General features: G+C 32.1%; 11 protein-coding genes. All 11 read left to right on the top strand.

The window, feature by feature from the left end; all coding sequences use genetic code 11:
• Positions 1-210: 210 nt before the first annotated feature.
• Positions 211-777, top strand: a complete 567-nt coding sequence (locus CVD18_RS13395) for an outer membrane beta-barrel protein (RefSeq protein WP_103865950.1) — start codon at positions 211-213, stop codon at positions 775-777.
• Between the two features lie 688 nt (positions 778-1465).
• Positions 1466-2104, top strand: coding sequence for a GNAT family N-acetyltransferase (locus tag CVD18_RS13390; protein ID WP_103865949.1), 639 nt, complete (start codon positions 1466-1468; stop codon positions 2102-2104).
• A complete protein-coding gene (locus CVD18_RS13385; RefSeq protein ID WP_103865948.1) occupies positions 2092-3282 on the top strand; it encodes an argininosuccinate synthase in 1191 nt (396 codons plus the stop codon). The genes CVD18_RS13390 and CVD18_RS13385 overlap by 13 nt, the downstream gene beginning before the upstream one ends.
• Positions 3279-4256, top strand: coding sequence for an N-acetyl-gamma-glutamyl-phosphate reductase (gene argC / locus CVD18_RS13380; protein WP_103865947.1), 978 nt, complete (start codon positions 3279-3281; stop codon positions 4254-4256). The genes CVD18_RS13385 and argC overlap by 4 nt, the downstream gene beginning before the upstream one ends.
• 87 nt (positions 4257-4343) lie before the next feature.
• A complete protein-coding gene (gene proC, locus CVD18_RS13375) occupies positions 4344-5138 on the top strand; it encodes a pyrroline-5-carboxylate reductase (protein ID WP_103865946.1) in 795 nt (264 codons plus the stop codon).
• Positions 5139-5218: 80 nt separating this feature from the next.
• A complete protein-coding gene (locus CVD18_RS13370) occupies positions 5219-6364 on the top strand; it encodes an aspartate aminotransferase family protein (RefSeq protein ID WP_103865945.1) in 1146 nt (381 codons plus the stop codon).
• The gene (locus CVD18_RS13365) at positions 6361-7557 is read left to right on the top strand and encodes a glutamate-5-semialdehyde dehydrogenase (protein WP_103865944.1); all 1197 of its coding nucleotides are present in this window, start codon (positions 6361-6363) and stop codon (positions 7555-7557) included. Before CVD18_RS13370 ends, CVD18_RS13365 begins: the two co-directional genes overlap by 4 nt.
• The gene (proB, locus tag CVD18_RS13360; protein ID WP_103865943.1) at positions 7541-8362 is read left to right on the top strand and encodes a glutamate 5-kinase; all 822 of its coding nucleotides are present in this window, start codon (positions 7541-7543) and stop codon (positions 8360-8362) included. The genes CVD18_RS13365 and proB overlap by 17 nt, the downstream gene beginning before the upstream one ends.
• A gap of 11 nt (positions 8363-8373) precedes the next feature.
• Entirely contained in the window at positions 8374-9321 is a 948-nt protein-coding gene (locus CVD18_RS13355) for an N-acetylornithine carbamoyltransferase (RefSeq protein WP_103865942.1), read from the top strand.
• Position 9322: 1 nt separating this feature from the next.
• Positions 9323-10105: an acetylglutamate kinase gene (argB, locus tag CVD18_RS13350; protein WP_103865941.1), complete on the top strand. Its 783-nt coding sequence runs from the start codon at positions 9323-9325 to the stop codon at positions 10103-10105.
• 3 nt (positions 10106-10108) lie between these two features.
• Positions 10109-11173 carry a M20 family metallo-hydrolase gene (locus CVD18_RS13345; RefSeq protein ID WP_103865940.1) on the top strand — a complete coding sequence of 355 codons (1065 nt, stop codon included), beginning with the start codon at positions 10109-10111 and terminating at the stop codon, positions 11171-11173.
• Positions 11174-11215 lie beyond the last annotated feature (42 nt).

Genomic DNA, 11215 nt, shown 5'->3' with positions numbered 1-11215 from the left:
AAAATATTTCCATCATAAGCACGCCAAATACGCCGCCTGAAAGATTTATAAGAACTAATTACCCTAACGATTAATAAGTTTTGTTATTTAATCTGTTACATTAATTGTAATGTGTGTGTGTATAAATTTAACAGTTAATAAGTCAAATAAATTTCAATTCTGGTCTGATAATTGGTAGTACGATACTCAACATAAATTAATAGTTCAATTATGAGAAATTTTTTATTATTAGCAGCAGTAGCTTTATTAGGAATGACTGCTACAAGTGCACAAGTTAAATTAGGTTTTGGTCTTGGATATGCTATCCCTTCAGGAGATATTGCAGATATGACCGATGGAGGTTTTTCTGGAAATTTAGAAATAGGATACGGTGTAACTGAAGACATCGATGTTTCACTTGTGTATCAGGGAGATTTTCTAGTGGGTGGTGATCTCAATACAACTGCTGGTGAATTGTCTTATGGAGCTGTAGCTTTAGGAAGTTACTTAGTAAATGGGCGCTATTATTTTAAGAAAGAAGGTTTCAGACCTTATGGAAGTCTAGCGCTTGGTCTTACAAGTGTGGGGTCTGTAGACATAGAAACAGCAGGTACCGATGTAGAAGTGATTGCAAGTACATCTAATTTTGCTTTTCGTCCTGCTCTAGGTTTTAAATATGGAGTTCTTAATGTAAACGCAACATACTTAAATGCAGGTAAAATAGGAAGTGGAGTAAATGAAATTAATGTAAGTGATTTTACTGTAAATGTAGGTCTTCTATTTACTATTGGTGGATAAGCAATAAAATATATCAACGATAATTATAGTAAAGGTAGCTTTTATAGCTGCCTTTATTGTTTTATAGGATGATGGTCAGCTTTTTATATGATAAAAATGAGTAATTAAATATTATATCAGTAATCAAAACTATATTTTTTTAGTAAAACCTTAAAAATTATATAGTTTTTACATATAATTAATCTTAGGTATTACTTTTTTATGTAATATTGTACCATCTAGTTAACGAAAGGGGCTACGGCCGACGATTTAGAGTTACTATTATGAAAACGGTACAAAATATTTATTTAGAAGTTAATGTTCAATTATTGAACAAAGTAGTATGGAGTAAAACTATTCCTACACACCGCTTTCGTCGCCCCTTGGGGGTCTAATCTTCTTTTGAAGTAGGTGCGCCCTACTTCCCCTAGAGACATAGAATTCATTGATAAAATCATTTTTTTAGAAAACTGTTGTATCAGTATTCTTTTATACAAAATGTTACCAATATAGATCATTATAAAAATGATTTGTAAGTCATAGCTATCAATAAGAATTCAAAACAATCAAAATCAATTTTAATAAGTAAGCTTTTTTGATAAGCGTAATTCGTTTATGAAATGAGATGTAAAAATATACTTGATAGTGATCAAAAAGTGCAATACAACGAATTTTATCTGTGCATTAAAAAACAATTAAAGATGAGCAGATGAAAAAAGTAGAAATCATAATTGCAAATGAGACCCATTTCTGTTATGCCGAAGAAATATGCAAAGTAATTGCAGATTCAGCTAAAGTTAGAGGGACTGGTATTGCCAAGCGTACTCCAGAATATATTCAAACTAAAATGCAAAATAGAAATGCGATTATAGCAATATCAGGAGGAAAATTTGCAGGCTTTTGTTATATCGAAGTATGGGGACATGAGAAGTATGTGGCTCATTCTGGATTAATAGTACATCCAGATTTTAGAAATCAAGGATTAGCAAAAAAGATTAAAGAATTTACATTTAATTACTCATTAAAAAAGTATCCTGAATCAAAAGTATTTGGGATTACAACTGGATTAGCAGTAATGAAAATCAATTCAGATTTAGGATATAAGCCAGTGACGTTTTCTGAATTAACAGATGACCCTAAGTTTTGGGAAGGATGCAAAACATGTACAAATTTTAATATTCTGACCTCAAAAGATCACAAGATGTGTTTATGTACAGGAATGTTGTATGATCCATTACAACAAGCAAAGAAAAAAGTAAAATGGTATAAAAAACCAGTATTAAAAAGATTAAAAAAAATTAAGCAAACAATGCTTGCAAGCAATAGACAATTGTTATGGAAAAAGTAGTATTAGCCTATAGTGGAGGATTAGACACCTCATATTGTGTAAAATATCTTATGCATGAGAAAAAACTGAAAGTACATACCATTTTGGTAAATACAGGAGGTTTTTCTGAAAAAGAATTAGAGGATATAAAAGAACGAGCATATGAGTTAGGGAGCTCATCTCATATCAATAAAACCATATTAAATGAATTTTATGAAAAAGCAATCAAGTATCTGATTTATGGAAATGTATTAAAAAATAATACATATCCTTTATCTGTGAGTGCCGAAAGAATTTTTCAAGCAATAGAAGTAATTAATTATGCCAAAAAAGTAGGAGCAAAATATATAGCACATGGTAGTACAGGAGCTGGAAATGATCAGATTAGATTTGATGTAATTTTTCAGACTTTGGCTCCCGATATTGAAATTATTACACCTATACGAGATTTAAAACTCTCTAGACAAGATGAGGTTGCCTATTTAGAAAAACATGGAGTACATTATAGTTGGGAAAAAGCACAATATTCTATCAATAAAGGTATTTGGGGAACCAGTGTAGGAGGCAAAGAAACCCTTACTTCTCATAGTGCATTACCAGGAACTGCATATCCAAGTCAATTAGAAAAACAAACAGAAGAAACAATTACTTTAAATTTTGATAAAGGAGAATTGGTAGGTTTGAATGGAAGTAAAGATACTCCAATTAAGAATATACAGAAATTAGAAGAAATAGCAAGCGCTTTTGCTATTGGTAGAGATACCCATGTAGGTGATACCATTATAGGAATCAAAGGAAGAGTAGGGTTTGAAGCTGCAGCACCTATGGTTATTATCAAAGCACATCACTTATTAGAAAAACATGTATTAACCAAATGGCAACAATATTGGAAAGAACAATTAGCTAATTGGTATGGGATGCTGTTACATGAAGGAAATTATTTAGACCCCGTAATGAGAAATATAGAGGTATTTATGGAGGATGCTCAAAAATCTGTTACAGGCGATGTAACAGTAAAATTAAAACCATATCATTTTACACTAGAAGGAGTGGCATCGGATCATGATATGATGAAATCTGATTTTGGGCAATACGGGGAAATGAATAATTCGTGGACATCTGATGAAGCCAAAGGGTTTATAAAAATCTATGGTAATGCAAATAAAATTTATCACAACGTAAATGAAAATCAGTTATGATAAACGTAGGAATTATAGGAGGATCAGGATATACAGCAGGAGAATTACTGAGATTATTAATACATCACCCTCAGGTAGTATTAGATTTTGTATACAGTACTACAAATGCAGGGAGTAGGGTTGATAAACAACATCCTGATTTGATAGGAGAAACGAATCTAATATTTACAGATACAATAAACCCTTCTATAGATGTATTGTTTTTGTGTTTGGGGCACGGTAGGTCAAAATCATTTCTAGCAAATCACACATTCTCTACCACTACCAAAATCATAGATCTGGGAAATGATTTTAGACTGAATCAAGATAAAGAATATTTAAATAGACATTTTGTATATGGACTTCCTGAATTGAATAAAGAAAAAATTCAATCTGCACAAAACATTGCAAACCCAGGATGTTTTGCAACAGCAATTCAACTAGGTTTATTACCCTTAGCATTTTCTGGGCAGTTAGCAGATACAATACATATCAATGCAACAACAGGAAGTACAGGAGCAGGAGTAATGCCAGGAGCAACAACCCACTTTAGTTGGAGAGATAATAATTTTTCTAGCTATAAAGTGTTTTCTCATCAACATTTAGGCGAAATAGGGCAAAGTATCAAGCAGGTACAATCAGATTTTGAATCCCCCATTTTCTTTATTCCTAATCGAGGAAATTTTAGCAAAGGGATTTATGCTACTATGTATACAAAATATAAAGGAACTGAAGCAGAGGCAAAAGAATTGTATACCTCTTTTTATAAAGATGCAGAATTTACTATAATCTCTGATCAAGATATTCACCTGAAACAAGTTGTAAATACTAATAAATGTATACTACATATCAGTAAAAAAAATGACATGTTATTAATCACTTCAGTAATTGATAATTTGATTAAAGGAGCATCAGGGCAAGCTATTCATAATATGAACTTAATGTTTGGACTTGAAGAAAAAATAGGATTAGGATTAAAAGCAAGTGCATTCTAAGAATAGAGTATATCTAGCTTATCCAAGTATGTATTTAAACATGAATATAAAAGTTTTATCATACTGAGAATCAAAAAAAGAACTAAAATGAATAAAATAACAATTATTGGAGGAGGGAATCTAGGTAAATCAATAATCTCTGGATTAGCAGATAGTGATTTATTTGAAACGAATAATATTACCGTAGTTGATAAATCAAAATACAATCTAATAGAAGTTAAAGAAAAATTAGGAGTATCCACATCACAAAATATAATTGAATCTATAGAAGCTGTAAAATGGATAATACTTTGTGTTCAACCAAGACAACTTAACGAAGTATTAAAAGAGATCAAAGATAAAATTACCCCAAATCAGATTTTGATATCGACAGTAACAGGTACTTCAATAGAAGAAATAAATGTTATTGTACCTAATAATAAAGTTGTAAGAGTAATGCCAAACACAGGAGCCTCCAAAAAATTATCAATGACCTGTATTGCAGCAAATGAAGATGTAAAAGCAGAGTTAGAAACGGTGCAGAAAATGTTTGATACCATAGGTAAAACTTTGATTATAGAAGAAAGATTAATGCAAGCAGCAACAGTATTAGGAGCAAGTGGCATTGCTTTTTTTCTAAGGTTTCTCAGAGCAATGATACAAGGAGGAATACAAATGGGATTCCACCCTCATGAAGCACAAATAATAGCTGTACAAACAGCAATAGGAGCAGCAACATTAGTGGCAGAAAACGGAACACATCCTGAACGAGAGATTGATAAAGTAACAACACCTCAAGGATGTACTATAGAAGGATTAAACGAAATGGAACATCAAGGGTTGAGTTCCTCTGTAATAAAAGGAGTTATGGCCTCCTATGAAAAAATAAATACGATAAAATAAAAGATTATTTATAGTCGTCAGTTGATCAATACTTATAAACCTATTTATTATTAATTATTAACCAACAAAACAACAATAGTATGAAACCATTTGATGTATACCCATTGTATAATGTAGAACCAGTGAATGCATTTGATTGTATTGTAGTAGATAAAAACGGCAAAGAATATTTAGATATGTATGGAGGTCATGCGGTAATCTCTATAGGTCATTCTCATCCATATTATGTAAAAAAAGTAAAAGAGCAATTAGAAAAAATAGGATTTTACTCAAATGCTGTTCAAAATAGTTTACAAAATAAGTTAGCCAATAAGTTAGGCAAATTATCAGGGTATGAAGACTATCAGTTGTTTTTGTGTAACTCTGGAGCAGAAGCAAATGAAAATGCATTAAAACTAGCTTCTTTCTATACAGGAAAATCGAGGGTTATAGCATTCAACAATGGTTTTCACGGAAGAACCTCTGCCGCCGTTGCTGCTACAGATAATCAAAGTATCAATGCCCCAATAAATTCACAACAAGAGGTCACTTTTTTACCATTAAATAAAATTGAATTGGTGAAAGACGAGTTACAAAAAGGAGGAGTATGTGCAATTATAATAGAACCGATACAAGGAGTAGGAGGACTCGATGAAGGAACTACTGAATTCTTTAAGGAATTAGAATTCTTATGTAAGGAATTTGATGTGATTCTAATCTTAGATGAAATACAATCAGGGTATGGACGAAGCGGTAAATTTTTTGCACATCAATATCATGAGATTACACCAGATATTATAACTATAGCAAAAGGCATGGGTAATGGTTTTCCTATAGGAGGAGTATTGATAGCACCGCATATAGAACCTAATCATGGAATGCTGGGAACAACCTTTGGGGGGAATCATCTTGCCTGTGCCGCAGCACTAGCAGTTTTAGAGGTGATCGAATCAGAAAACCTTATTGATAATGCAAAGTTAACAGGAGAATATTTTATGTCACAAATAGGTCAATTGCCAAGAGTGCAAAAAGTAAAAGGAAGAGGACTGATGCTAGGAATAGAGTTTGATTATGAAGTCAGCGAACTACGAAAAAAAATGATTTATGAGCAACGTATTTTTACAGGAGGAGCTATGAATAAAAAACTAATAAGAATACTACCGCCTTTGACAATAGGGAAAAAAGAAATAGATCAACTTATCCAAGCATTACAAAATGTAACGCAAGCAGAAAAAGTCGAATTATGAATATATCATTAAGCATATCACAAAGAAACTCTGTATTAGAAAGTATGATCACTCTTGTGAATCAAAATAGAGATTCAATTATTAGAGCAAATACAAAGGATATACAAAATTATTCTGGTGATGATCTAGCTATGCAAGATCGTCTCAAAGTGAATCAAGATAAGATAGAAGGTATGATTGCAGCATTGATGCAATTATCAAAACAAGAAGATCCAATAGGAGTAGAGCGATTTCGGTTTATTCATGAAAATGGTATGGAAGTGTTTAATAAGACTGCCTCTTTTGGTACTGTATTAATTATTTATGAATCCAGACCAGATGTAACTGTTGAGGCGGCTGGAATTGCTTTTAAATCAGGAAACAAAATTTTGCTTAAAGGAGGTAAAGAATCAGTAAACTCTAATCTAGAAATTGTAAACCTTTGGCATCAAGCTTTATCACAGAATAATGTGACTACTGAGTGGATTGAGTATCTTGATTACAATAGACAAAGAACTCAGGAGTTTTTAGAAAAACCAACTCAAAAGATAGACTTGATTGTCCCTAGAGGAGGAGAAAAACTTATCCATTTCGTTAAAAATCATGCCTCTTGCCCAGTTATAGTAAGTGGTAGGGGTAATAATTTTGTGTATGTGCATGAGGAAGCAGATAGAGGATTGGCTCTTGATAATATAATCAATGGTAAAACCAATAAAGTTTCTGCGTGTAACGCTATTGATAAAGTATTGATTGATAAAAATCTGCCTAATAAAGAAGACTTTGTAAATAATCTTATTACTACACTTAAGAATTATAAGATTGAAATACTAGGAGATAGCTCTTTATCAAAATATGAAGAAGTAAAGCAGATAGAAAAAGATACCGTATGGAATGAAGAATTCTTAGGTTATAAAATTGTAATAGGAGAAACAGAAGATACTCCAGAAGCAATTTCAAAAATTAATACGTATAGTGGAGGGCATTCGGCTGCTATTATAACCAGAAATCAATCTGTAGCACAAACCTTTATGTCTTCTGTAGATTGTGCCGCGGTATATCATAATGCATCTACTCGATTTACAGATGGTTTTCAGCTGGGCCTAGGGGGAGAACTAGCAATAAGCACAGATAAATTACATCAAAGAGGACCAATAGGGCTCCAACATTTGGTAACCAATAAATGGTATATACATGGCGATGGGCAAATTAGATAAAAAAAGAATTGTACTTAAGTTGGGATCCAATGTCTTAACCAAAGAAACAAACCATATCTCTAGAGGTAAAATAGAAGATATAGGGCGTCAAATTATGGTTTTGCAAGATACTTATGAATTTGTGATAGTAAGCTCTGGAGCAATTGCAGTAGCAAAACAATTTGTAAATCTAGAAAGTAATGGCGTTGCTATTAATGTAAAACAAGCATTGGCATCAATAGGTCAACCACATTTGATGCGCATATTTCAGGAAAGCTTTAGAGATTTAGGATTGTTGACATCACAATGTTTATTGTCATATTCAGATTTCGAAAAAGAACAATCTCAACAAAATATTATAAACACTATCAATGTGCTACTGGCCAATAATTATATTCCAATTATCAATGAGAATGACACGGTTGCTACAGATGAGATTCAATTTGGGGATAATGATAAACTAGCAGGGCTTACGGCTTCATTATTAGATGCCGATTTACTGGTTATAGCAACAAATACTAATGGAATTTATACAAAAGAATCAGTGCATAATAATGCATGCCAAACCATCAGTCATGTAATTGATATAAAATCATTAGAAGAAGAAATAGTAACTTCTATTTCTACTCACGGTACAGGAGGAATGAAATCAAAAATAGAAGCCGCGCAAATTGCTCAAAAAGCAAATATAGAAACATGGATAGTAAATGGAGTGAATGATAACTTTATAATAGATGCAATTCAAGATAAAATACCGTTTACAAAAATATCTTTTGAAAGAAATCTTAAACAGCACCCCGAAAAAATAATAATACCAATAAAATAGAAGAAGAATAAATGAATAATTACTTTTCCATACAAGATATTGATTCATTACCTGATTGGGTAGATGAAGCTATAAAAATAAAAAAAGATCCTTTATCAGGTAAAAACTTGGGAAGAGATAAAACCATTGGATTATTATTTTTTAATCCTAGTTTACGTACTCGACTTAGCACACAAAAAGCAGCATTAAACTTAGGGATGAATGTCATAGTAATGAATTTTACAGGAGAAGGGTGGTCGCTAGAGTATGGAGATGGTATTATTATGAATCAAGGAAATTCTGAGCATATAAAAGAAGCTGCACAAGTAGTATCTCAATATTGTGATGTATTAGGAATACGTGCATTTGCAAAACTAGAAAATAGAGAAGATGATTATAATGAGAAAGTTCTTAAAAGTTTTATAAAATACGCCACAATTCCTGTAATTAATATGGAAAGTGCTACAAAACATCCATTACAAGCATTGACAGATGCTATAACAATTACAGAGAATCAAAAAAAGAAAAAACCAAAGGTTGTACTATCATGGGCACCACATCCAAAAGCCTTACCACAGGCAGTTGCTAATTCTTTTGTAGAGATGATGCAGCGTATGGATGTAGATTTTGTAATCACCCACCCTGTGGGATTTGAGTTAGCCAGTCATATTACTAAGCAGGTGCCTATTGATTACAACCAGAAAAATGCATTAAAAGGTGCAGACTTTGTATATGTCAAGAATTGGAGTTCTTATCAAGACTACGGTAAAACATTGGACAATGACCTCTCATGGAAAATGACTCAAGAAAAAATGGAGCTAACTAATGAAGCAAAATTTATGCATTGCTTACCAGTAAGAAGAAATGTTGTTGTAGATGATTCAGTAATTGATAGTAAAAACTCTTTGGTTATTGAGCAAGCTAATAATAGAACGTATGCAGCACAATTGGTACTAACAAAAATATTAGAAAAATTATAAGATGAAGAAAGAGGCATTATTTGTTGCCAAAATAGGAGGTAATATTATAGGTGATAAAAAAGCGTTAACTTCTTTTTTAGAAGGTTTTTCTAAAATAGAAGGCCCAAAAATATTGGTACATGGAGGAGGGAAATCTGCAACTCAATTAGCTAATAAATTAGAGGTGAAAACTGAAATGATTGATGGACGAAGAATTACCTCGGCAGAAAACCTAGACATTGTTGTAATGACATATGCAGGATTAGTAAATAAAACTATTGTTTCAGAATTACAAAATAGTGATTGTAATGCTTTAGGGTTAACAGGCGCAGATGCAAACAGTATTCTGGCAAAGAAAAGACCTGTCAATTTTATTGATTATGGATATGTAGGTGATGTGGTAGAAGTAAATGATGGTACTATAAAAATGTTTTTGAATCAAGGGATTACACCAGTTTACTGTGCAGTTACACATGATGGAAAAGGACAATTGTTGAATACAAATGCAGATACCATAGCATCAGAAATAGCCTCTGCAATGAGTAAAGAGTATGAAGTATCTCTGTTTTATTGTTTTGAATTACAAGGCGTGTTAGAAAATATTGAAGACAAGAACTCTGTAATAGAACACATAAATTTAAAAAAATATACAGAATTAATAAATGCTAATGTTATTTCTGATGGAATGTTACCCAAGCTTCAAAATTGTTTTGATGCATTACAAAAACAGGTAAGCAAAGTACATATAGCCAATGCCGATTTCATAAATGACAGTAGAACCAAACATACAACATTGAGTTTATAAGCGATGATAACAAAACTTACACAACAGGCAATACAACTTTTGCATCAACTGATAGAAACCCCTTCCTTTTCATCAGAAGAAGATGGAACAGCTATGTTAATCGAAAATTGGTTTATCAAAAATGAGATTCCTTTTACAAGAGAGAATAATAATATCTGGGCGTATAATAAATATTTTGATGCATCAAAGCAAACAATTTTGTTAAACTCACATCATGATACCGTAAAACCAAATGGTAATTATACCAACGACCCTTTTAAAGCATTTGTAGAAGATGGAAAATTATTCGGTTTAGGAAGTAATGATGCAGGAGGCTGTCTGGTTTCTTTGATAGCTACATTTACATATTTATATACCAGACCAGATCTGAAATACAATATTGTAATTGTTGCTTCTGCAGAAGAGGAGAGTAGTGGGACTCTTGGATTAAAAAGCGTATTAAAACATCTCAAAAATGTTGAATTTGGTATTATTGGAGAACCTACCCTTATGCAATTAGCAATTGCAGAAAAAGGGCTTTTGGTACTCGATGTTTCTGTAAAAGGAACAGCAAGCCATGCTGCACATCCTAATGAAGATAATGCGATATATAATACTATAAAGGTAATTCAATGGTTTAAAACTTATCAATTTGAAAAATCATCATCAACATTAGGTAATGTAAAGATGACAGTAACACAAATCAATGCAGGAAAACAGCATAATGTTGTACCTGCTAGTTGTAACCTTGTAATTGATATAAGAGTAAATGATAAGTATACGAATAAAGAAATTCTAGAAGTTATAGATAATGAATTATCTCAATATGCAGAGGTAAAACCAAGATCACTACATCTAGGTTCTTCATCTATTCCTATAGATCATCCCATTGTGCAATCAGGAATCGCATTAGGTAGGAATACGTATGGATCTCCAACTTTATCAGATCAATCTGTATTGAGTTGCCCATCATTAAAATTAGGCCCTGGAGATTCAACACGATCACATTCTGCAAATGAATTTATCTATATAGAAGAAATTGAAAAAGGAATAGCATTGTATATAAAAATTTTAGAAGGAATTCTGTAGAATAAACAAAACCTCACAATAAGAATTCAAAGAACTAAACAT

This window comes from Aquimarina sp. I32.4, assembly GCF_002924285.1.
Classification (GTDB): domain Bacteria; phylum Bacteroidota; class Bacteroidia; order Flavobacteriales; family Flavobacteriaceae; genus Aquimarina.
The sequence above is the reverse complement of the archived record's forward strand: the minus strand, read 5'-3'. Positions and strand labels throughout refer to the sequence as shown.

Bases quoted from the DNA above. Each gene is read 5' to 3' on its own strand.
- CVD18_RS13395 (WP_103865950.1), top strand. From the start codon at position 211: ATGAGAAATTTTTTATTATTAGCAGCAGTAGCTTTATTAGGAATGACT.
- CVD18_RS13390 (WP_103865949.1), top strand. From the start codon at position 1,466: ATGAAAAAAGTAGAAATCATAATTGCAAATGAGACCCATTTCTGTTAT.
- CVD18_RS13385 (WP_103865948.1), top strand. From the start codon at position 2,092: ATGGAAAAAGTAGTATTAGCCTATAGTGGAGGATTAGACACCTCATAT.
- argC (WP_103865947.1), top strand. From the start codon at position 3,279: ATGATAAACGTAGGAATTATAGGAGGATCAGGATATACAGCAGGAGAA.
- proC (WP_103865946.1), top strand. From the start codon at position 4,344: ATGAATAAAATAACAATTATTGGAGGAGGGAATCTAGGTAAATCAATA.
- CVD18_RS13370 (WP_103865945.1), top strand. From the start codon at position 5,219: ATGAAACCATTTGATGTATACCCATTGTATAATGTAGAACCAGTGAAT.
- CVD18_RS13365 (WP_103865944.1), top strand. From the start codon at position 6,361: ATGAATATATCATTAAGCATATCACAAAGAAACTCTGTATTAGAAAGT.
- proB (WP_103865943.1), top strand. From the start codon at position 7,541: ATGGGCAAATTAGATAAAAAAAGAATTGTACTTAAGTTGGGATCCAAT.
- CVD18_RS13355 (WP_103865942.1), top strand. From the start codon at position 8,374: ATGAATAATTACTTTTCCATACAAGATATTGATTCATTACCTGATTGG.
- argB (WP_103865941.1), top strand. From the start codon at position 9,323: ATGAAGAAAGAGGCATTATTTGTTGCCAAAATAGGAGGTAATATTATA.
- CVD18_RS13345 (WP_103865940.1), top strand. From the start codon at position 10,109: ATGATAACAAAACTTACACAACAGGCAATACAACTTTTGCATCAACTG.